Consider the following 22,843-nt stretch of genomic DNA (forward strand, 5'->3'; position numbering starts at 1 on the left):
AAAATAGATCACCGCTATTAAAAGCGATGATCTATTTTGTTTCGCCAAGTCTATCCGAGTCTCACTTAAAAGGATAATTTTGGATCTTGTTTAGCAAGACGGTCATATATTTTCTGAAGTTTTTTAATCTCTTCGGCATCATCAAGAATATCATCGAAGAGTTGTTCAATTACCGCAGTCATTGCCTCGCTATCATCAACCAGATGGTCCTGTTGGTCACGGGTTTGTTGGGCTTCGTACAACTCCTGCAGCAAGTTTGTTAGTCGATGTCGAAAATAAGAAAGTGTTGGATCGCGTTCACCTTTTTTCAAAAGATGTGCCAAATGGTAATCGTAATATCGTGCTAACTTTTCGGCGGTTGCCACTGTTAAATGGTCGATTGAGCGACTGTGATTTCTCAGCCGAAGAATAATTGACGAATTGACACCGGTTAGCTGCTCCAGTTTATAAGCACTAATGTCACTGTCTAAAACAGTTTTCACCTTTTCTGATAAATCCATAGTTTGACCCCCAGAATTTATTAAAATCTTCAGTACTCGATTAAGTTTACCCCTCTAATTGAAAAAGATGAGATGTTTTTTAGAAATTTAATCATTCTTTAATTTTAGTATAGAATGAATCTCAAGTTTTTGTCAAAAAATTAGCTTTCTTTTTTCTAAAGCTGGTCAACTGATTATATTCACACGAAAAAAGTCCAGTTAGTAATAATTAAATGGACTTTCCTGAAACAATTTATTTGCTTTTAAATAGCAGAATGACTGGCATTTGAGAAAATTGGGATTGTTTTTTCTGTCTTACAAGAAATTACTTGAAAAAGGCAGTTCGAACCATTAAACTATATTCACTAAAAGTAGCACGTCACTATTTAACCAATGCGTAGTTCAGTAATCATTTTTGTCTCAATAACGGGTTGGCCATCTTTATTTTGGTGACTTTGAACCCGGTTGAGTTGGTGTTGATCGAGAATAAATTGATCGAAGTGCGATTTAGATGGCACTTCTAAAATTGACCGATCGTGTGACTGTTCAAAGCTTAGCTGATCCAAAACAAGATCATCCGGAATTGCTGAAAAAATGTTACCAACGGCACGTAAGGCAACTTCACCGGTTTTAAGAGGTTTAGGTTTGAGAAAGTCTCGATGAAATAGCTGAGAGCCTTCAAAAATTGTTTCACTGGCATGATTTTCCAAAACGGCACGATAACGAATTTCAATTGTTTCGGGTCGAATTTTGTTGATAAAGCGCACTTTAAAAAGCTCCATTTCCCTTCAGCTCCTTTATAGTTCATAATAAGTAAAAGAATTACGTAAATCAAGCTCAAAATTAATGATCACTTATGGTTGCGTTTTTAATTGGATTCCATTATGATATAAATTAATTCGTTCTCTTTTCGATTTGTTATTTTAACCACTTGTTAATGAAAATTTACCGGGTGAAATAACTTTCAAGGTAGAATTCTTAATTATAAATAAGTGTCGTTTAAGACGCGTCATCATTTAGGAGGTGTTAATTATTCTTAGTCGAACAAAGCAGTATTTACGAAAAAATGGTTATTTTTATAAAAAGGAATATATGCGGCCGTTATTGACGCCGGATAATATCTATATTTTTCGATTTGGCCGCGACCGACTGGATAATCGGCTGATTATTCGTTACAGTCATAAATGGACTGGCAGACAACGAATAAACGAGATTGATTTGCGTCTCCATAAGCAAAAACATCCCCGAATATTTTACAGTGAGTCAGAGTTGCTTCACTACTTGGAAGAACATTTGTTAAAACATGAGGCAAAGTTACAAGCTCGTGAAGCCAAAAAGTCAAACGAAGTGACGGATGGAGCATCCAAATAAGGGTGCTTTTTTCGTATCGGAAATTTTAAAATGGACGGGAGAAGAAGTATGCAGTGGACTGAAGTTTCAGTGAAGACAACCAGTGAAGCAGTAGAGGCTGTTTCCAATATTCTTATGAATTATGGTGCATCCGGCGTTTCAATTGAAGATGCCAAAGATTTCCAGAATTTAAAACCGGGGTTATATGGGCCATACGGTGAGATTATCGATCCAAAGGAGGTGCCACACCTTTCAAAGGGCGCAGTGGTATCAGCTTACTATCCGGAAAGTCGCCATATTGACCGACAAGCAGCTAAAATTTCAACTGAGGTCCAAGGATTGACGCAATTTGGATTGCAATCAGCACCTGGAGAAGTTAAGCTAACACCGGTTGCTGATGAAAATTGGAAAACCGCTTGGGAAAAGTATTATCATCCCTTTGCGGTCACCCGATACCTGACTGTCGTACCAAGCTGGGATGATTATCAACCCAAGTCGGCATTGGAGCAGATTATCCGGTTAGATCCCGGAATGGCTTTTGGCACTGGTACTCATCCAACGACTCAGTTATCACTTCAAGCTTTGGAAATTATTTTACGAGGTGGTGAGTCGATGATTGATGTTGGCACCGGTTCTGGTGTTTTGAGTATTGCTGCTAAACTAATGGGTGCTGGTAAAATTACAGCTTACGATGTTGATGATGTGGCAGTCGCCTCCGCAAAGAAAAATATGACGTTAAATCCACAAGCTGCTGAAATTCCTGTGGCAGTGAATGACTTGTTAACTGGCATTCACGAGCAGGTTGATTTGGTAGTTGCCAATATTTTGGCGGAAATTATTGTCCCACTGGTACCACAAGCTTTTGAAAATTTAAAACCAGGTGGACTCTTTTTGATGTCGGGCATTATTAAAGACAAGTATGAGTTAGTTATCCAGACGCTTCAACGAGCCCATTTTAAAATCACGCAAACGATGAAAATGGCTGATTGGTACGCAATAATCGCTGAAAAACCAATTGAGGGAGTAAAATAATGCAACATTATTTTATTAACCAAGTCTTATCTGTTAAACAAAAAGTTGATCTACCAAAAGATATCAGTCATCATTTAATCAAAGTGTTGCGAGCAGGCATTGGTGATCAATTTCAAATGGTGTCGGCTGACCAACAAGTTTATCTAGCTGAAGTGATTAAAATAACCAGCCAACACGCATCTGCCACAATTTTGCGACCGTTAAACATGAATGTTGAATTGCCCTTAAAAGTAACTATTGTAAGTGGCCTTTCTAAAAAGAATAAGCCGGATTTGATTGTCCAAAAGGCCACTGAACTTGGTGCCAGCCAAATTATTTTTTTGCCAATGACCCGCTCCATTGTCAAGTGGGATCAAAAGAGTGGTAAGAAGTTGAGACGGCTTAATGAAATTGCTAAAAGCGCTGCTGAACAATCACACCGGAATATGGTCCCAAAAGTCCGATATTTAAATCGACTTTCGGAACTGACGAAAAGCGCATACGATGTTAAACTTGTAGCATATGAAGAAGCCGCCAAGAAAGGCGAACAAACGCAATTATATCGATCTCTAACGGCTGCCGGACGTGGTGATGACTTGGTTGCGGTTTTTGGCCCGGAAGGTGGGATTTCACCTGATGAAATGGCTTATTTAGCAGATTATGATTTTCAAGCTGCCGGGTTGGGTCCCAGAATATTACGTACTGAAACCGCACCGCTATATTTCTTATCCGCTGTCTCAGTTTTAACAGAGCTGTCTTAATAAGATTGCATGATCGGTGAAAACACCGGCCAGCTACTGAAATTCCTTAAAAAGAATGATAAACTATGGATGTTGGAATCGATTAATCTAAATGACCTTAAACACTTGTTACTGGTTGACTGCCAGCAAACTGGTTTCAGACACATTTCCAATAATAGAGAAGAGTTGATAAAATGGCGACTAAAATTTGGACTGCTGATGATGTGATTAAAAAAGTTTCTGAGTATATGAATGATGATCATGTTGAAATGGTCAAAAAGGCTTACCGATTCGCTAAGATTGCTCATCAAGATCAAATGCGTCAATCAGGTGAACCCTACATCACCCATCCAATTCAAGTAGCCGGCATTCTGGCAGACCTGCATATGGACCCAGAGACCGTCTCAGCGGGTTTTTTACACGATGTAGTAGAAGATACCGGAGTTGAGCTTAGCGACGTCCAAGAGCTTTTTGGTAACGATGTTGCACTAATTGTTGATGGGGTCACAAAGCTTTCGAAAATTAAGTACAAATCAAGTGAAGAACGACTAGCCGAAAATCATCGAAAATTGTTGTTAGCGATGTGTAAAGATATCCGGGTAATGATCGTTAAATTAGCCGATCGCTTACACAATATGCGGACTTTAAAATCATTACGTCCTGACAAGCAGCGACGAATCGCTAAGGAAACTTTGGAAATTTACGCACCAATTGCGGATCGCTTGGGAATTGGAACGATTAAGTGGGAACTCGAAGATATTTCACTTCGTTACTTAAACCCACAACAATATTACCGAATTGTTCATCTAATGAATTCACGTCGAGACCAGCGGGTGGATTATATTCAAAAAGCAATTAAAGAAGTTAAAGCGGCAATTGCTGATTTGGATATTAAGAGTGAAATTTATGGCCGGCCAAAGCACATTTATTCTGTTTATAAAAAAATGGTTGATAAACATAAACAGTTCAGCCAGATTTATGATTTACTGGCTATCCGGGTAATTGTTCAATCAATTAAGGATTGCTATGCGGTTTTAGGCGCCATTCACACTGAATGGAAACCGATGCCGGGTCGGTTCAAAGATTACATTGCCATGCCAAAAGCCAACATGTATCAATCGTTGCATACAACTGTGATTGGTCCCGAAGGTAAACCACTAGAGGTCCAGATCAGAACCGAAGAAATGCACCGGGTCGCTGAATTTGGTATTGCCGCACATTGGGCTTACAAAGAAGGCATTACCGGTGGCGTGAAGGGGTCACAAGACAATAACAAGTTAAACTGGTTTAAACAAATCATTGAATTACAAGAAGACACTGATGATGCTGCCGACTTTATGGACAGTGTAAAAGGCGAATTGTTTGGCGATCATGTATATGTCTTTACCCCTAAAGGCGATGTCTTTGAATTGCCAAAAGGTGCCGGACCCTTAGATATGGCTTACATGATTCATACAGAAGTCGGTAATCACACAACAGGGGCCAAAGTAAATGGCAAAATTGTGCCATTGGATCATCAAGTTAAAAACGGTGACATTGTTGACATTATAACGTCAACTAGTTCATCCGGCCCGAGTCGGGATTGGATTAAAATGGTGCATACTCGGCGGGCTCGTAATAAGATTAAACAATATTTCCGCCTGGAGGACCGAGAAAAGAACATTGAAAATGGTCGAAACATCATGACCAGACGGTTGCGTGAGGAAGGCTTTGATGTGCATAAACTGCTCACCGCTGAACGATTGAACCAAGCAGCTGCCAGCATGCATTACCAACGAGCTGAAGATTTGTTGGCTGCGATCGGGTTTGGTGACGTTCAACCGACTGGGGTCGTTAATCGACTCACCAAAGATGTCCGGGCACGTCTAAAACGGGAGCGACAGGATCAGGCTGAAAAAGAGGTCTTGGAAGAACATCAGACCATTTCTGAAAGTGCCGAAGCGACTAAGCAACATAAAAAGGCCCGTAAATCCTCAAATGGCATTGTCATTGAAGGCGTTGATAATTTACTGGTTCGGTTAAGTCATTGCTGTACACCGGTTCCTGGTGATAAAATTGTGGGTTACATCACAAAAGGCCGTGGGGTTTCAGTCCATCGAGTGGATTGCCCTAACATTGCCAAAGCGGAAAAGGATGGCCAAAGACTGATTCAGGTTTCATGGGCTAATGAGCCTGGTGATCGAACCGTTTATCCAGCAATATTGTCTGTTCAAGGATATAATCGAACCGGCTTATTAACTAATATTTTAAATGCGGTTAACAATGTCACCAAAACGGTTTCTTCAGTCAATGGCAAGGTTGATCATAATAAAATGGCAACCATCTCTTTGTCAGTTGGAATTCGTAATTTGGAACAGTTAAATCGCCTGATTACCACACTTAAGAATATTCCGGATGTCTATTTAGTTGAGCGAAAATTTAGATAGGCATTGATTTTAAACTTACTTGGCGATCTCGGCTCAAGTTAGAAAGGAGTTCCAACTTTGAAAGTCGTGCTGCAACGTGTTAAAAAGGCGTCAGTCTCAATTGACAATCAGATTCATGGTGTTATTGACAAAGGGTATCTGTTGTTAGTTGGGGTTAGTGATGCTGATGGTGACGAGCAAATTGATTATTTAGTTCATAAAATCAGTAAATTAAGAATTTTTGAAGATGACGTTGGTAAGTTAAATTTGGATATCCATGCAGTTAACGGGGCAATCTTGTCAGTTTCTCAATTTACCTTGTATGCTAATACTAAAAAAGGAAACCGACCAAGCTTTACTGATGCCGGTCAGCCGACGCATGCCAAACAAATTTATGAACGGTTTAACGATCGATTGCGTCAAGCTGGTTTAATTGTTCAAACCGGTATTTTTGGAGCAGATATGCAAGTAAGACTTCAAAATGATGGGCCGGTAACCATCATTTTTGATACGGATCACAAATGAAATTTGCAATGACAATTTGAAAAGGTTTCAGCTTCTAGCCCAATGAATGATTTATTGACTGGAAGCTGCTTTTGTTTAATATAATAAAAACCAGGACCGACATAGATTCAGGATCTTGCCGGTCTTGGTTTTGAGGAGTGAGTAACTTGATTAATCAACTTTTTTGGGACTTTGATGGCACACTGTTTAATACCTATCCCATGATGGTTCAAGCTTTTAAACAAGCACTACTTGAAATGGATATTGATAAAATTGAAATCGATGAGCACGAAATCTACCTCACTATGAGACAACATGATGTTGGCACAGCGATTCGCAGATTTGCTGCTTTTTATGGAATTGACGAGGCAACCCTTAGAAAACTGAACAAGCGATATCAGGTCAAATTAGTTGAAGATGCCCAACCTTTTAAAGGCGTTTTTGAGGTTCTGGATTTTGTAAAAGGGATGCCTGGTAACCACTATTTGCTGACTCACCGTGACAACCAAGCTAAGTCGCTTTTGAAGAAATTCAATCTTTTGACATACTTCACGGATTTTGTGACTTCAAATCAAAAATTTCCGCGTAAGCCGCAGCCGGATTCAATTAATTGGCTCATCGATAAGCATCATATTAATCGGCAAAATGCCATTATGATTGGTGATCGGAAATTGGATGTTCAGGCAGGAAATAATGCCAACATCGCGTCATGCTTGTTTGATCCGGATGGCACGATTGTTGAAGAAGGCAACCCGGATATCAAAATTACTGAAATTGATGAATTGATCCCATGGCTGCAAAAGCGGGTCTAAAAGCGCAGATTCAATACTTTTCCAGAATTTGATCAACCATCGGCCCATAAGTTTCACCAAATAAATTCAAATGGGCCAATAAGTAATTGAGCTGGTACCAGGGCAGCCGTTTTTCCAAACCTGATTCAAGTGGATAAACACTATTATAGCCACTGTAAAAGTCTTTATAAAAACCGCCGAAAACAGTTGTCATGGCAATATCTAATTCCCGATCGCCATAAAAAACGTCCGGATCAATTAGCATTGGCCGACCAGAAGTTTCAAACATAAAATTGCCTGCCCAAAGGTCACCGTGAAGTAAGCTGGGTTGAACTTGGTGAGTTGCATAGTAGTGTTTGAACTGGTCACAAAGTGCCAAGAAATGTTTTTCGCGCCAGTCGTTCCAACGATGATTTTCAGTAGCCAGTTTAACCAAGGGTTTTAATCGTTGATCCAGGTAAAAAGTGATCCAGTCAGACTGCCACGTATTGATCTTTGGGAGCTTTCCGGCAGTAAAGTTGTGATCTAAGCCGAATTTTTGAGCATGTGATTGGTGGACCCGCGCAACCATTTTTCCAAGGTCGAATTGACTGCCTTGACCAGTATCAACCCAATTTTGAATTAAATAACCATCACCATTGATTTCACCGCTGGCGATGACCTTTGGCGTATTAGCAACTTCGCCAAGCAGGTGAAGTCCTTCAACTTCATGATCAAAAAAGATTTTACCGCGTCCCGGCTGAACTTTCATGAAGTAATGATGATTAGCCGTTTGAAGGGAGTAAGAGTCGTTGATATCGCCACCCGAAACCGGATGAAATTCATCAACTTTTTCAATCGGTAATTTTGCTAACCAGTCTTGATCAATTGCCATATTAAATAATTCCTCCTAATGATGCATTTTAAAATAAGCTCGTAAGCCGGCTACAACGTCGGTTGCGTATTTTTCCCGATAAGAACTTTTTTGAATCATTTTAAAGTCCCTATCAGTATTAATATAACCCCCTTCAATTAAAATTGCAGGGACCGCATTATCTCGGATGACTAAAAAATTGCCAAAGGCCGTTCCACGGTTGGGCAGGGGAAGATCGTCCATCTTTTGGTCGACTGATCTGGCCAATTGCTTGGAATCACCAGAATGATAGTAATAACAAGTAAATCCAGAGGCCGTATTGGCAGTGTCCGAGGAATCAAAATGAAAGCTGATAAAAGCATTGGCTGAATGGGTGGTGGCCAACTCTGGCCGTTTTGATAGTGGCACCGATTGATCTTTTTCCCTAGTCATAATGACGTGAGTTCCCTGTTCGCGAAGCTTTTTGGCAACTAGTTTGGCAACCATTAGGGTGTAAGTTTTTTCCTCTTGGCCGGTCATTGAAAGCGCTCCGGAATCAGAGCCACCATGACCGGGATCCAACACAATCGTTGCTTCTGACAGCTTGGTAACGTTTTTAACCTGACTGTTAGTCACCAACCACGATGCTACCCAGCCAGTCGTTCGGTGTTTATAAATAACCTTAATCCAATCATTGCGTCGACTGATTACCTGCAGACGCTCTCCCTGCTTTGCTTTACCTCTAACAGAATAAGTCACAGCCGGACCACTGCGGATGTTTAATTGATTAACTTTAACCGTAACTGAATTAGAATATAGCGCGATAAATAAAAGGCCAAAGGTTACGACAATGGCTAGAAGCGCGATGATCCAACTAATATTTTCAGAGATTTTTCTCATTGGTTTAATCTTCCTAATTTAAGTGTCTTTATTATTATAAAGTAATTGACGTCATTAAGGCTAATGGAAACCAGCTATTTTAAAGTTAAATTTGATAATAGGTATCGAAGACACCAGATTGACACTTGACATTTTTGCATTCCTCCACTAGTGTTATAAGCAGTTAAATAATCAACCGATTAAAAAGATTAGTAGCTGGATCGGGTTAAACTCAGAGAACGTTTGGATGCTGGAAAAACGTATCCGGTTCAGTGAAGTGACACTTTTTTTGTAAAAACGGTAATAGCTGATGCTATTCGCGCAAGCGTTATCCTAGAGTTTATTAAAAAGGTGGTACCGTGCAATTGCGCCCTTGTCGAATGACAGGGGTCTTTTTTTTCGGAATTTAATTGGGAGGAAACATTAATGAGATATCAACGACCTAAAGGAACGGCTGATATTTTACCTGAAGAGGCCAAAAGATGGACTTATGTTGAAGAAACAGCCCGAATGCTCTTTAATAATTATCGTTATCAAGAAATTCGGACGCCAATGTTTGAAAATTTTGACGTATTTTCCAGAACCTCAGGTGATACATCCGACGTCGTCACAAAAGAAATGTATGACTTTAAAGATAAAGGTGATCGACACATCAGCTTACGGCCGGAAGGAACGGCAGGCGTAGTTAGAGCTTTTGTTGAAAATAAGCTTTACGGGCCGGAACATCCACGACCTGTAAAAGTTTTCTATATGGGTTCTATGTTTCGTTACGAACGGCCACAATCCGGTCGCCAGCGTGAGTTTCATCAAATCGGTGTTGAAGCATTTGGCAGTGATGAACCGGAGTTGGATGTCGAAGTAATTGCCTTGGGAATGGATTTGTTGCGTCACTTTGGCTTAAAGGACATTCGCTTGGAGATTAACAGTCTTGGTGATACAGCTTCCAGGGAAGCCTATCGTCAAGCCTTAATTAATTATTTGGATCCCCATTTTGACGAACTCAGTGAGGATTCACAGGTCCGCCTTCACAAAAATCCATTGCGGGTTTTGGATAGTAAAGATAAACGGGATCAAGAAATTGTTAAGGGTGCGCCATCAATTTTGGATTATTTAAACGAAGAGTCCAAACAACATTTTAATCGGGTTAAACAATTGCTTGATACGCTTAAAATTCCTTACGTGGTTGATCCGGACATGGTACGTGGCTTGGACTATTACACACACACAATTTTTGAAATCATGGTTGATTCAAAAGCACTTGGGGAAGGCTACACAACAATTTGTGCAGGTGGCCGTTACAATGGCCTGGTTGAGCAATTAGGCGGCCCGGAAATGCCTGGAATTGGGTTTGGTCTTGGAATGGAACGGCTCATGTTGTTATTGGAAGCCCAAGACGTTGAATTCCCGGTTTTGGATCAACTGGATGCATACGTTGTTGGCATTGGTGAAAAGACCAGTGTTGAGACGTTAAAGATTGTTCAAGCTTTGAGGGAAAACGACTTCACGGCAGATCGTGACTATTTGGATCGAAAGCCAAAGGCACAATTTAAAACAGCCAATAAACTGAATGCGCAATATACGATCACTATTGGTGAAAGTGAATTAGCCTCCCATACGGCCAATGTAAAATCAATGGCCAGTGGTAAAGAAATTAACGTACCCGTTGATGAAATTGTCAAAGACTTTGATGAAGTGATTACTTCTAATTTTAATGATTAAAGGGGACTTTTAGAAAATGAAACGAACAACGTATGCCGGATTGGTAAACGACGACTTAATTGGTAAAGAAGTTGTCTTAAAAGGCTGGGTCCAAAAACGTCGTGACCTTGGTGGCTTGATTTTTATTGAATTACGTGATCGTGAAGGAATTGTTCAATTGGTCTTTAGCGAAGAATTTAGCAAAGACGCGTTGGCAGTGGCTGATCGACTTCGTGGTGAATATGTCGTTGAAGCTCGAGGAAAAGTAGTGGCGCGTGCGCCAAAAGAAATCAATCCTAAAATGAAGACCGGTAAAATCGAGGTTGACATTAGCGAAGCCAAAATTTTAGCAACTTCCAAAACGCCACCGTTTTATATTGAAGACGGCATCAAGGTTTCAGAAGACTTAAAATTAAAGTATCGTTACTTAGATCTTCGTCGGCCTGAAATGCGCGACAATATTCTGTTGAGAAGTCGCATTATTCAATCAATTCACAGCTTCTTCAATGGTGAAGGGTTTGTAGATATTGAAACGCCTACTTTGACTAAGTCAACGCCTGAAGGAGCTCGTGATTATTTGGTACCGTCACGGGTTTACCCAGGATCCTTCTACGCGCTGCCTCAATCGCCACAGCAATTTAAGCAATTATTAATGGGTGCCGGTTTTGATAAATATTATCAAATTGCTCGTTGCTATCGTGATGAGGATTTACGTGGTGATCGACAACCTGAATTTACCCAAATTGATATGGAAATGTCGTTTGCGGATCAAGAAGAAATTATGGATGTCACTGAGGGCCTCATTGCCAAAGTGATGAAGGATGCAATGGGTAAAGATGTGACGTTACCATTTAAGCGAATGGATTGGGACGAGTCCATGGCACGCTTTGGAACAGATCAGCCAGATGTTCGCTTTGGCATGGAACTAAAAGATTTAACGGACATTATGAAAGATGTTGACTTCAAAGTCTTTTCAAATGCTGTCAAAGACGGCGGTCAGGTAAAAGCCATCGCTGTTCCAGGCGGCGCTGACAAATATTCCAGAAAAGATTTGGATCAATTTGCCAGTTACGTTGAGCGATTTGGTGCAAAGGGTCTTGCCTGGCTAAAGATAACGGATGATAGTTTTAGTGGGCCAATTGCCAAATTCTTTAAAGATGCTGATTTACGTCAAAAGATGTTGGCAAAGGCTGAAGCCAAGCCGGGAGATTTGTTGCTGTTTGCAGCTGATAATAGCCGGATAGTGGCTGACACGCTTGCTTATTTGCGAGTTGAAATTGCCAAGGAACAAAATATGATTGATGAATCTAAATTTGCTTTCTTATGGATTGTTAACTGGCCGCTATTCCATTGGGATGTTGATTTGAAGCGCTATGTGGCAGCTCATCATCCGTTTACAATGCCAAATGAAGAAGATGTTCATTACTTAATGAACGATGATGAAGATCCTCATAAAGCTTATGCTCAAAGCTATGACATTATCTTAAATGGGCTTGAGCTTGGCGGGGGTTCCATTCGAATTCATACCCGCCAGCTTCAAGAAAGAATGTTTAAAGCACTCGGTTTCACTAAGCAACGAGCAGAAGCCCAATTTGGTTACTTCTTAGCAGCTTTGGATTACGGCTTTCCACCTCATGGCGGTCTTGCAATTGGCTTGGATCGCTTTGTCCGCTTGTTAGCTGATCGTGAGAACATTCGGGATGTGATTGCCTTTCCAAAGAACTCCAAAGCAGTTGAACCACTAACCAGTGCACCGTCACCAGTTGCTAACAAACAGTTGGATGATTTAGGAATTTTTGTTGCAGATCAAGATAAATAGATTTCTTAATTGAAAAACAAAATCAGTTGATTTTAAATTTTAATTAAGCAGTCCTCAAAGCAGGAACATAGATGGCCGAATGAAATAAATGACCTGATCTGTGGTCCTGCTTTTAAGTTGGATTAAAGATGTCTTTTACCATTTTGTGGTTTTTAAGTATTTGTCATGTTGTTCAATTGCGCTTAGCGTTACAATATTCATTGAATTTGGTTTGCAATTAATATCTTTACGAGAGGAATTTATCTTATTATGGATGACGTTTCAAAATTAATGCGTCGACATACTTATGTAACTAAAACATCAACTTCATTTATTTATGGGATCTTGGTCTCAATTGCGGTCAACTTTTTTTGGACCCCTGGTCATATTTATTCATCTGGCATTACAGGACTGGCGCAATTACTAAACACGATTAGTTCACGTGCTTTCCCAGTCACCATTTCTACCGGTTTAGGATTATTTTTATTGAATATTCCGTTGTTTCTATTGGCTTGGCGGGGAATTGGCAGAGAATTCACGATTTTTACGATAATTACAGTTTTTTTGTCCAGTTTTATGATTCAATTATTAAAGCCGGTGCCACTGACGCACGATCCAATTATTTGTGCCATTTTTGGCGGGGCTGTCAACGGTTTCGGTACCGGAACAGCTTTAAAAAACGGTATTTCAACTGGTGGTTTAGATATTTTAGGCCTGGTCATTCGTGATCGAACGGGTCGGTCAATTGGCTCAATCAACATTGCTTTTAACGCCTTAATTGTAGTGGCAGCCGGGTTTGCTTATGGTTGGCCATATGCCTTGTATTCGGTAATTGGGCTTATTGTAAATGCTAAAGTAATGGATATGACTTACACAAAGCAGCAGCGAATGCAGGTGATGATTATTACCAATCGGCCCAACACGGTGATTGATAGTGTCCAAAATCACCTTCGAAGGGGCATTACCATTGTTCATAATGCCGAAGGCGCTTATCGTCATGATGCTAAAACAATCTTATTTACAGTCATTTCCAGATACGAAATGGGGGAACTTGAGGAAGCTCTCTTGGAGTCTGATCCAAATGCTTTCGCCAGTATTTCGGACTCAGTTAAAATTTTAGGGCGGTTTTATGAGCCAAAGCCGTAGCATCGCTTTAAATCTAAAGATTTTTTAAGAAAATAATTCTGGAAAAAGTTTGTGTTATAATACTCGAGTGTGTTTATTAAAAACTGAAATACGGTGAAGAAATTGAAAGTCATTTATTTATGGCTGATTCGGTTCTGGTCGCTTCTTAATAGTTGGCATCCCAAAAATAAAGTCATTTATTTAATGAGTTTTGATAATAATTTGGACTTTATTAAACGACTGGCAGAGAAAATGCCAACCGGATTCCGATTTATTGTGTTGTATCGGCCGGAAACCGAGGCAGCCGCAACAGAATTGGCCGCTTTTGGAATTGAGACGTATCAATTTAGGGACGGTTTTAAATTTATTTTTGACTTTGTTCCGTTGTTAATGGGTGCTCGGTTACTTTTTTGTGATAATTACTATGCTTTTTTAGGTGGACTGCGTCATCCAAAGAAAATGCAAATTATCCAAATTTGGCACGCTAATGGCGCCATTAAAAAATTTGGGTGGGAAGATCCCACAACGGCTAAGCGCAGTCAATCAGATAAGAAGCGGTTTCAAGAAGTCTATGATCACTTTGATGATTACATTGTGGCTTCAAAAGCGATGGGCAAAGTCTTCCAAAATAGTTATCACGAGCCGGCTGATAAAATTCGGCTATTGGGTTATCCCCGATCGGATCAGTACTTGGATAAAAGTTGGCAATCCAGTGCCAGGGAACGCATTTTTCGCGTCGCACCGGAATTAAAAGCTCATCGGGTAATTTTATATGCGCCGACCTACCGACCCGATAAACAATTTAAGTTGCCTGCCGGATTGGGAGATGCACTTTCAGCTGACCCCAATGCAATTGTAGTTGTCAAATTACATCCAGTTTTACGAAATAAAGAAATCGCAATGCGTCAAATTGGTAACCCGCGAATCAAGTTTTATCATGAATTAGCAACCAGCGAATTATTGACAGTTACCGATACGCTGGTGACGGATTACTCTTCGGTTGCCTTTGATTTTACTCTGTTACCAAATGCCAAGTCATTAATCTTTTTTATGTTTGATTTAAAACAATATCAGTTAGATCCGGGTGTCCAAAATGACTTTCGTGATTGGTTACCGACAACACCGATTATGACAGTTGAAAAATTGAAGCAGGCAATTTTGGCGCAGCAACCAACCGATTTTTCAAGATTTAATCAGTACTGGAATACGTACAATGACGGTCGGGCAACAAAACGTTGTCTAAAGCGTTACTTGGATTTATTAAACTAATATCATTTTTAGAAGTTAATTAAGCCTGAGCTGATTATATTTAACTTTAGCTCACTGTTAAGGAGTGTCTCGATTTGAAAGAGGTTTACACATTAATTAAAGAACAGTTCCAAAATATCGGGATTGTTTTTCGAATCTCACAATATGAAGATAAGGCTGAATACCAAAGTCACTACTTGGGATTGGTTTGGGAATACTTGTACCCGTTAATCCAAATCGGCATTTACTGGTTGGTATTTGGGATTGGTTTAAAGCATGGGAATTCTACTCACGGTATTGATTATCTACCTTGGATGGTGATTGGGATTACACCTTGGTTCTTTATGAATCGAGCTACCCTTGATGCTTCTAAAAGTATTTATCAGCGTGTCGGGATGGTTTCAAAAATGAAATTTCCGGTGAGTGTTTTACCAACAATTAAGATTGTCAGTAATCTGAGCTCTTTTTGGACCATGTTGGTCTTTTCAATTGTGGTCAGTTTTCTCTACGGAGTTCGACCATCAATTTATTGGGTTCAGTGGATTTATTATTTTATCTGTATGATCGCTTGGATGCTGGCATTTGGAATTTTCAACTCAACGATCTCCTTATTGGTTCGCGATTGGCGGATTATGCTCCAATCATTAATGCGAATGTTGTTTTACATGTCTGGTGTACTGTTTAATTTTGAAACTAATTCATTTCCGGCACCTTTTGTTCACTTACTTCAATTGAATCCGTTCTTTTACGTGGTTTCAGGTTTTCGGGATTCTATGCTTGGAACAATGTGGTTTTGGCAGGAGCCGACGTTAAATATTGTTTTCTGGGGAATTGTCCTCTTCTTCTTCTTAGTTGGGTCACACCTGCATTATAAGTTCCGTTCACGATTTGTTGATTTGATTTAGTTTTGGAGGATGGGCAATTTGAGAAACAAATTGGTGACTTTAATTAAACTAATTGCCCGCTATTTACTCATCGTGCTCAACGATGGGTTTATTTGTATGCGGGTGAAGAAAAGATTGATTTTGTTTGAGAGTTTTAACGGAAAAGATATCAGTGATAATCCGTTTGCTATATACAAACAATTGATTCAAAATGATCCCACCATTAAGCAAAGTTGTTATTTTAGTGTGAAGCCGGCTGTTTATCGGCGATTAGCCCAAACTTTTCCGGATGTTCAATTGATTAAGCGGTTTACACCGATTTGGGTTTGGTACAGTGCCCGAGCTTCCTTTTGGGTGATGAATTCTCGAATGCCCAAATGGTGGAAGAAAAATTCAGGTACCGTTTATATTCAAACTTGGCATGGAACACCGTTAAAAAAATTGGGCGTTGACATTGATAACGTTGAGATTCCTGGCAACCAAACGCAACAGTATCATCAGCAATTTATTGATGAAGCTAATCGATGGGATTACCTAATAGCGCCTAATCAATACTCGAAAGATATTTTTAAATCGGCTTTTAAATTTCATCATCAATTTTTGGATATTGGTTACCCGAGAAACGATATGTTGTATCAACAAAACAACGCCACTACCATTACGATACTAAAAAAGCAGCTGTTAGGTCGAGTCCCTTCAAAAGTGGTCATGTACGCCCCAACCTGGCGGGATGACGACTATCAAAAGCAGGGAAGCTATAAATTTGAATTACCGTTTAACTTGAAAGACTTTTTTGCAGCTGTGGATGATGAGACAATGCTGATCATTCGGCCCCATTATCTGGTAAAGGATCACATAAACATCACCGGTTTTCAAGATCGTGTGAAAATTTGTGCTGATGAAGACATTAATGAATTATACTTAATAACGGATTTGCTCATTACCGATTATTCTTCGGTGATGTTTGACTTTGCCAACTTGAAACGACCAATGCTCTTCTTTCCCTATGATCTCTCACATTATCGAGATGAATTGCGGGGCTTCTACTTTAATTACCAATCACAAAACTTACCAGGGCCGGTCGTAACCACTGCTGATCAATTTTATCAAGCATTGGCGATTTTTAAACAGCAGGGCGAGTTTCCCGATTTTCGGAAAAATTTAGCTGAATTTAACACAAAATTTTGTTCGTGGGAAACGGGTACTGCTTCTCAAAAAGTAAGTGATTTAATTTTGAATAAGGGAGGAAAAGAATTTGAGTGAACAAACTTTTTTAATTGGGTCACATGTCAGCATGAAGGGAAAAGAAATGTTTTTGGGGTCTGCTAAAGAGGCAGCCGGCTTTAACGAGACGGTCTTTATGGTTTACACCGGGGCACCCCAAAACACAGTTCGAAAGCCGATTGAGGACTTAAATGGTGAGGCTGGGCAGGCCTATATGAAAGACCATGGGTTAAAAGAAGTGGTCGTTCATGCCCCCTACATTATTAATCTTGGCAATACACTGAAACCGCAGAATTTTGCATTTGGTATTCAGTTCCTCCAAGCAGAAATTAAGCGGGCACAGGCAATTGGTGCTAAGCAAATTGTGCTACATCCGGGAGCCCACGTGGGTGCCGGACCTCAAAAAGCGATTGACCAAATTGCTAAGGGGCTAAATGAAGTCATTCAGCCTGACCAGCAAGTGCAAATTGCATTGGAAACCATGGCAGGAAAGGGAACAGAAGTTGGGGTTACTTTTGAGCAATTAGCTGAAATTATTGATAAAGTAACGGATAATGACAAACTTTCCGTTACTTTTGACACCTGTCATACGAATGATGCGGGTTATGATGTCAAAAATGATTTTGACGGTGTCTTAAACCAATTTGATCATATCATTGGACTGGACCGACTAAAGGTCATTCACTTAAATGACTCAAAAAATGATCGTGGCAGTCATAAAGACCGTCATCAAATTATTGGGCTTGGGACAATTGGGTTTAAAACCTTGAATTATATTGCTCACCATGCTCAATTAACATCTGTCCCTAAAATCATGGAAACGCCGGTTTTAAAGGATCCGGAAAATAAGCGGGTCACCTACAATCCGCATGGCTATGAAGTTAAAATGCTGAAAGCCCAGCAATTTAATCCACACATTATTGAAGATATGAAAGCCGGCAAGCCTTATTAACATAGGACCGAAATTAAGTCGAAAAATGGGCCGATCACATTATTAAAAACGATCCCAAGATCACTTCCGAGCTTGAAATGATTTTGAGATCGTTTTTAATTAATCAGTAATTAGTCTTTGCCTAATATAAGCACCCCCACAGATCGATGCATTACTATGTGAATTAGTTACAAAATAATGCATCAGTTCATCGAAAGTAAGGTGGAAGTTAATCTTCAAAAGTCGTGGTATCCAGATTCAAACTTTCTAAAATAATAGTGGCCGTCTCTTCAATCGATTTATTTGCAACGTTAATGGTAAGGCAGCCAATTTTTTTATAAAGTTTTTTAGCGTAATCTAGTTCGTGCCTGATGTTTTTAGTATCTGAATAGGGGGTATCTGCATTTAAGCCATATGACAGCATTCGCTGTTTACGGATACGGCTTAATTTTTCCGGAGTATTCAACAAACCAAAAATACGGTCTTTTTTGACTTCACTCAACTCATCCGGAATGTGTAGGTCAGGGCCAATTGGTAAATTGGCAACTCGTTGATTTTGATTGGCCAGATAAAGTGAAAGTGGCGTTTTGGATGTTCTTGAGACTCCCAGTAATACAATGTCGGCTCCTAATAAGCCTTTAGGGTTTTTACCGTCATCATTTTCGACCGCAAATTCAATTGCTGAAATGCGTTCAAAATAGTTTTCGTTTAAATCATGAATCAAGCCAGGGACGTGGGCAGGCGTTTCACCAGTCACTTTTGAAAAAAGTTCCATTGGTTTTTGAACACAGTCAAAATCGTAAATACCATGTTCTTTACAAAAGTTTGTAACCATTTGACTTAGTTCAACACTGACCAGTGTATGGAAAATCATCGCGTGTTTGGTTAAAGCCAAATTTAAAATCCCTTTGAGAATTGATTCCGTTTGAATAAAAGGAAAACGTCTGATCTCAGCTTTGATATTTGGAAATTGTGAAGCAGTGGTTTGAGCCAATGTCTGCGCCGTTGCACCACTTGAATCAGAAATGATAAAAATATTTTGTGTCTTCATAAAGCATGGCTCCCATCGATATAGTTCTGTCTTGATCGTGTTACTATATTTAAATTTTAACATGTTGGTTTAAATCATTGACGATATTTCGATTAATATGTATAATTTAATGCGAACCGTTTTAGTACAAGACAAATGTGTGCTTCTAAACAGTTACATTTAAGCTCGGAGGGAGGGAATTTCATATGGCAAAGACAGTCGTTCGTAAAAACGAGTCTCTTGATGATGCTCTTCGACGCTTTAAACGTACAGTTTCTAAAAGCGGTACACTGCAAGAATATCGTAAACGGGAATTTTATGAAAAACCAAGTGTAAAACGCAAATTAAAGTCCGAAGCAGCACGTAAGCGGAATAATAAAAAGAAACGTCGTTATTAATAATCATTAAGAAGACATCCTTTTGAAGATCGGAGCTAATGTTTCATTAGTCTCTGGTCTTTTTTAATGTTAAAATTTAGACATACATTGAAAAGAGGGTTAACAGATGAGTGTTTATGATCAGTTGAATTCAGATTTAAAAGATGCTATGAAGGCTCGAGACAAGGTTAGACTAGGCGTGATTCGTGGATTGAAGTCCCAAATCATGAATGCTGAAGTGGATAATGGCAATCAAAAGCTGACTGAGGAACAAGTTAGTGCGGTTGTCATGAAAGAAATCAAGCAGCAAAAAGAGTCACTTGAAGAATTTCAAAAGGCCAACCGGGACGACTTGGCAAAGGACCAGGCAGCCAAATTGAAGATTGCTGAAGAATACGCACCTAAGCAGCTGTCTGAAGACGAGGTTGAAAAGTTGGTTAACGAAACGATTGCTCAATTACACGCTGAGTCAATGGCGGACTTTGGCAAAGTAATGGGTGCAATTATGCCTAAAGTAAAGGGTAAAGCTGATGGCAGTGTCATTAATAAATTAGTTAAGAAACAACTCCAAAGTTAAGCTGTTTTGACGCTGTTAATCAGGTTTTAAGCAAGATAGTCGACAAACTAATTGGAAATGTTTCAAATATGTTTAACAATTGGTTAATCACTTTAGTAAGCCGTTATTTTGTGATAGTATCTGGTTAATATCATATTAAAAAGGAGCTAATTATTTGGCTGAAACTCAACAGATTACAAAAGAATTTATCGTATCTGATCCTAATCAGCTGTTACAAATTGTTGGTACTCAAAATGAGTTTATGACAATTCTTGAAGAGGGAATGGGCGTCTCAATTAATGTTTTTGGCAATTCACTGCGGGTTAGCGGTGATGAAGCACTTGTCGGAACAACGTTGAATATTTTGGACAATATTTTGACGCTCGTTCAAAAGGGAATTAACATTAACAGCAGTGATTTTATCAGTGCGATTAACATGTCTCAAAATGGCACCTTAGACTATTTTCAAGACCTGTACAATCAGGTTTTAATTAAGGATGCCAAAGGAAAGGCTGTCCGGGTTAAGACATTTGGTCAGCGGCAATATGTTCAGGCAATCCGTCATCATGACGTTGTTTTTGGCATTGGCCCAGCTGGGACGGGAAAAACTTATTTAGCCGTTGTCATGGCGATTGCGGCGTTAAAGAAGGGAACTGTTGACAAGATTGTTCTAACCAGACCAGCCGTGGAAGCTGGAGAAAGTCTGGGCTTTCTACCAGGCGATCTAAAAGAAAAGGTGGATCCTTATCTGCGGCCAATTTATGATGCGTTACATGCGATTCTGGGTGCCGAACATACTGAGCGGCTAATGGACCGTGGCGTTATTGAAATTGCACCGTTAGCGTATATGAGAGGCCGGACGCTTGATAATGCGTTTGTAATTCTGGATGAAGCTCAAAATACAACTAATATGCAGATGAAGATGTTCTTGACCCGTTTAGGATTTGGCTCCAAGATGATTGTGAATGGTGATATTTCACAAATCGATTTACCCAAACATGCCGCTAGTGGGCTAGTAACTGCCCAGTCAATTTTGAAAAAAATTGATCAAATTGAGTTTGTCACCTTTAGTGCTAAGGATGTTGTGCGACATCCCGTAGTTGCTAAAATTATCACCGCATATGAAGAAAATGGTCAATAATTATTAATTGAATGAGGATTGTGATTCATGGATTTAGAAATTTACGATAAAACTGCACAGGGTGTCGCTGAAAAGGATAAAAAATTAATTCGTGACATTTTAAATTTTGCCGGTTCATACATTCATTTGGCTGACAACACGGAAATGTCGGTTACCTTGGTGAATAACGATGAAATTCATCGAATTAATCGTCAATATCGGGGTGTTGATCGGGCAACTGACGTCATTAGTTTTGCAATCGAAGATCAAAGTGATGACGATGAGTTCCCGATTGTTATGGATGAACAACTACAAGAATCGATTCCGGAAAATATTGGTGACATTTTTGTGTCAGTCGATAAGGTTGCTGAACAAGCGGATTATTTAGGCCATTCATTTCAACGTGAACTAGGATTTTTGGTGGTTCATGGTTTTCTTCATTTAAACGGTTATGATCACATGAAAAAAGCGGATGCAGACATCATGTTTCCGTTGCAAAAGGAAATTTTAAATGCCTATGGCCTTAAAAGATAAGCGACAGATAGATAAAAACAAACACTTTTTTCAATCCGTTGGGCATGCGCTTGAGGGAATTAAAAAGCTTGTCGTGGAAGAACGCAATTTTCGTTTTGATTTAATTATCACGGCAGTTGTTCTTTGCTTTGGCCTTTTCCTAAGAATTGCCATTTACGATTGGCTTTGGTTGTTTGCCGCCTTTTTTTCTGTGATTGGTTCGGAAGTATTGAATTCAATCGTCGAAAATGTTGTTGATCTAATTGTCGGACATCATTTTGATTTAATGGCTAAGCGTGCAAAAGATATTGCTGCTGGTGGTGTTTTATTGTCAGCTCTTTTTGCTGTCATCATTGGTGCTCTGATTTTTATTCCAAGAATCTTTGCATTACTAAAATAAGTGAGGTATAAAATGGATAATCCAAATTATCGATCAGGATTTGTTGCGATTGTTGGTCGGCCTAACGTTGGCAAATCAACATTTTTGAACCGGGTGGTCGGTCAAAAAATTGCCATTATGAGCGATAAAGCTCAGACAACCAGAAATAAGATTCAGGGTGTCTATACGACTGATGACGCTCAGATTGTGTTCATTGATACGCCTGGAATTCATAAGCCGCAGACTAAATTAGGCGATTTCATGATGGATGCGGCACTTTCAGCATTAAAAGAAGTCGATGCGGTTTTATTTATGGTTAACGCAACCGAACGGCGTGGCGCTGGAGATAATTTTATTATTGACCGGCTAAAAGAAATTAGTAAGCCAATCTATTTGTTGATTAATAAGATTGATCAAATTTCGCCGGATGATGTGATGGCAATTATTGATCAGTATCGAAATGCGTTACCATTTAAGGAAGTTTTTCCGATCTCGGCTTTACAGGGCAACAACGTTAGCGAATTGTTAACATCATTAGTGAGTGCATTGCCAAACGGCCCCCAGTATTATCCAAAAGATCAGGTGACGGATCACCCAGAGCGATTTGTCATTTCAGAATTGATTCGAGAAAAGGTTTTGCAACTGACCCGTCAGGAAATCCCACACTCAACCGCCGTTTACATTGAGAGTATCAAGAACCAGTCAGATCTTCTTCATATCCAGGCCACTATCATCGTTGAGCGGGATGGCCAAAAAGGGATTGTGATTGGTAAGGGCGGTGCTATGTTAAAGAAAATCGGGACATTAGCTCGCAAAGATATTGAGAACATGATGGGCAATAAAGTTTATTTGGAATTATGGGTGAAGGTTCAGCCTCACTGGCGTGACAAGGCGGCCCTGCTTAATTCTTACGGTTATCGAAAGGGCAATGATTAGTTAACTGATGATTAATTGCGTGAGTGATCGATT

Annotated in this window: 24 protein-coding genes; 19 read left to right on the plus strand and 5 right to left on the minus strand. The window is 39.7% G+C overall.

Features of this window, described 5'->3' with window-relative positions; genetic code table 11:
- Window positions 1-65 precede the first annotated feature (65 nt).
- On the minus strand, window positions 66-500 hold the full coding sequence (locus tag ED605_RS02810; protein ID WP_121977399.1) for a hypothetical protein: 435 nt from the start codon (window positions 498-500) through the stop codon (window positions 66-68).
- A 365-nt stretch (window positions 501-865) separates the two neighbouring features.
- Window positions 866-1,261: a hypothetical protein gene (locus ED605_RS02815; protein ID WP_121977400.1), complete on the minus strand. Its 396-nt coding sequence runs from the start codon at window positions 1,259-1,261 to the stop codon at window positions 866-868.
- Window positions 1,262-1,502: 241 nt separating this feature from the next.
- On the opposite strand from ED605_RS02815, the gene ED605_RS02820 reads away from it, so the two are divergent.
- The 6 genes from ED605_RS02820 to ED605_RS02845 all read left to right on the plus strand — a co-directional run bounded on the left by ED605_RS02820 (window position 1,503) and on the right by ED605_RS02845 (window position 7,301).
- Window positions 1,503-1,850 (plus strand): hypothetical protein, encoded by a 348-nt coding sequence (locus ED605_RS02820; RefSeq protein WP_121977401.1) that lies wholly within the window; start codon window positions 1,503-1,505, stop codon window positions 1,848-1,850.
- A gap of 48 nt (window positions 1,851-1,898) precedes the next feature.
- Entirely contained in the window at window positions 1,899-2,861 is a 963-nt protein-coding gene (prmA, locus tag ED605_RS02825) for a 50S ribosomal protein L11 methyltransferase (protein ID WP_121977402.1), read from the plus strand.
- Window positions 2,861-3,601: a 16S rRNA (uracil(1498)-N(3))-methyltransferase gene (locus ED605_RS02830; RefSeq protein ID WP_121977403.1), complete on the plus strand. Its 741-nt coding sequence runs from the start codon at window positions 2,861-2,863 to the stop codon at window positions 3,599-3,601. Before prmA ends, ED605_RS02830 begins: the two co-directional genes overlap by 1 nt.
- A gap of 173 nt (window positions 3,602-3,774) precedes the next feature.
- Complete coding sequence (locus tag ED605_RS02835) at window positions 3,775-6,006, plus strand: RelA/SpoT family protein (protein WP_121977404.1); 2,232 nt, start codon at window positions 3,775-3,777, stop codon at window positions 6,004-6,006.
- A gap of 57 nt (window positions 6,007-6,063) precedes the next feature.
- Window positions 6,064-6,510, plus strand: a complete 447-nt coding sequence (gene dtd / locus ED605_RS02840; RefSeq protein ID WP_121977405.1) for a D-aminoacyl-tRNA deacylase — start codon at window positions 6,064-6,066, stop codon at window positions 6,508-6,510.
- A 137-nt stretch (window positions 6,511-6,647) separates the two neighbouring features.
- Window positions 6,648-7,301 (plus strand): HAD-IA family hydrolase, encoded by a 654-nt coding sequence (locus tag ED605_RS02845; RefSeq protein WP_225419029.1) that lies wholly within the window; start codon window positions 6,648-6,650, stop codon window positions 7,299-7,301.
- 10 nt (window positions 7,302-7,311) lie between these two features.
- On the opposite strand, the gene ED605_RS02850 is transcribed toward ED605_RS02845, so the two are convergent.
- Both ED605_RS02850 and ED605_RS02855 read right to left on the minus strand, forming a co-directional pair.
- Complete coding sequence (locus ED605_RS02850) at window positions 7,312-8,154, minus strand: fructosamine kinase family protein (RefSeq protein ID WP_121977407.1); 843 nt, start codon at window positions 8,152-8,154, stop codon at window positions 7,312-7,314.
- A gap of 15 nt (window positions 8,155-8,169) precedes the next feature.
- Window positions 8,170-9,012, minus strand: a complete 843-nt coding sequence (locus ED605_RS02855) for an N-acetylmuramoyl-L-alanine amidase family protein (protein ID WP_121977408.1) — start codon at window positions 9,010-9,012, stop codon at window positions 8,170-8,172.
- Between the two features lie 405 nt (window positions 9,013-9,417).
- Between ED605_RS02855 and hisS the strand changes: the two genes are divergently transcribed.
- The 7 genes from hisS (at window position 9,418) to ED605_RS02890 (ending at window position 17,920) form a co-directional block, all read left to right on the plus strand.
- Entirely contained in the window at window positions 9,418-10,710 is a 1,293-nt protein-coding gene (gene hisS / locus ED605_RS02860; RefSeq protein ID WP_121977409.1) for a histidine--tRNA ligase, read from the plus strand.
- A gap of 16 nt (window positions 10,711-10,726) precedes the next feature.
- On the plus strand, window positions 10,727-12,508 hold the full coding sequence (gene aspS, locus ED605_RS02865) for an aspartate--tRNA ligase (protein WP_121977410.1): 1,782 nt from the start codon (window positions 10,727-10,729) through the stop codon (window positions 12,506-12,508).
- A 249-nt stretch (window positions 12,509-12,757) separates the two neighbouring features.
- Window positions 12,758-13,633 carry a YitT family protein gene (locus ED605_RS02870; protein ID WP_121977411.1) on the plus strand — a complete coding sequence of 292 codons (876 nt, stop codon included), beginning with the start codon at window positions 12,758-12,760 and terminating at the stop codon, window positions 13,631-13,633.
- A 93-nt stretch (window positions 13,634-13,726) separates the two neighbouring features.
- Window positions 13,727-14,881: a CDP-glycerol glycerophosphotransferase family protein gene (locus ED605_RS02875; protein ID WP_121977412.1), complete on the plus strand. Its 1,155-nt coding sequence runs from the start codon at window positions 13,727-13,729 to the stop codon at window positions 14,879-14,881.
- A 74-nt stretch (window positions 14,882-14,955) separates the two neighbouring features.
- Window positions 14,956-15,765 (plus strand): ABC transporter permease, encoded by an 810-nt coding sequence (locus ED605_RS02880; protein ID WP_121977413.1) that lies wholly within the window; start codon window positions 14,956-14,958, stop codon window positions 15,763-15,765.
- A 9-nt stretch (window positions 15,766-15,774) separates the two neighbouring features.
- Entirely contained in the window at window positions 15,775-17,007 is a 1,233-nt protein-coding gene (locus ED605_RS02885) for a CDP-glycerol glycerophosphotransferase family protein (protein WP_370824334.1), read from the plus strand.
- Window positions 17,000-17,920, plus strand: coding sequence for a deoxyribonuclease IV (locus ED605_RS02890; protein WP_121977415.1), 921 nt, complete (start codon window positions 17,000-17,002; stop codon window positions 17,918-17,920). The genes ED605_RS02885 and ED605_RS02890 overlap by 8 nt, the downstream gene beginning before the upstream one ends.
- 208 nt (window positions 17,921-18,128) lie before the next feature.
- Here ED605_RS02890 and ED605_RS02895 read toward each other — a convergent pair whose 3' ends face one another.
- Window positions 18,129-18,950 carry a pyruvate, water dikinase regulatory protein gene (locus tag ED605_RS02895; RefSeq protein WP_121977416.1) on the minus strand — a complete coding sequence of 274 codons (822 nt, stop codon included), beginning with the start codon at window positions 18,948-18,950 and terminating at the stop codon, window positions 18,129-18,131.
- A 185-nt stretch (window positions 18,951-19,135) separates the two neighbouring features.
- Between ED605_RS02895 and rpsU the strand changes: the two genes are divergently transcribed.
- The 6 genes from rpsU (at window position 19,136) to era (ending at window position 22,810) form a co-directional block, all read left to right on the plus strand.
- Window positions 19,136-19,327 (plus strand): 30S ribosomal protein S21, encoded by a 192-nt coding sequence (gene rpsU / locus ED605_RS02900; protein ID WP_035177572.1) that lies wholly within the window; start codon window positions 19,136-19,138, stop codon window positions 19,325-19,327.
- A gap of 106 nt (window positions 19,328-19,433) precedes the next feature.
- Window positions 19,434-19,883 (plus strand): GatB/YqeY domain-containing protein, encoded by a 450-nt coding sequence (locus ED605_RS02905; RefSeq protein ID WP_121977417.1) that lies wholly within the window; start codon window positions 19,434-19,436, stop codon window positions 19,881-19,883.
- A 154-nt stretch (window positions 19,884-20,037) separates the two neighbouring features.
- Entirely contained in the window at window positions 20,038-21,003 is a 966-nt protein-coding gene (locus tag ED605_RS02910; RefSeq protein ID WP_121977418.1) for a PhoH family protein, read from the plus strand.
- 27 nt (window positions 21,004-21,030) lie between these two features.
- The gene (gene ybeY, locus ED605_RS02915) at window positions 21,031-21,516 is read left to right on the plus strand and encodes an rRNA maturation RNase YbeY (RefSeq protein WP_121977419.1); all 486 of its coding nucleotides are present in this window, start codon (window positions 21,031-21,033) and stop codon (window positions 21,514-21,516) included.
- Window positions 21,500-21,895, plus strand: a complete 396-nt coding sequence (locus tag ED605_RS02920) for a diacylglycerol kinase family protein (RefSeq protein ID WP_121977420.1) — start codon at window positions 21,500-21,502, stop codon at window positions 21,893-21,895. Before ybeY ends, ED605_RS02920 begins: the two co-directional genes overlap by 17 nt.
- Window positions 21,896-21,907: 12 nt before the next feature.
- Window positions 21,908-22,810 (plus strand): GTPase Era, encoded by a 903-nt coding sequence (gene era / locus ED605_RS02925; RefSeq protein ID WP_121977421.1) that lies wholly within the window; start codon window positions 21,908-21,910, stop codon window positions 22,808-22,810.
- Window positions 22,811-22,843: the final 33 nt, after the last annotated feature.

Source organism: Lentilactobacillus raoultii (assembly GCF_900411375.1).
GTDB classification, from domain to species: Bacteria; Bacillota; Bacilli; order Lactobacillales; family Lactobacillaceae; genus Lentilactobacillus; species Lentilactobacillus raoultii.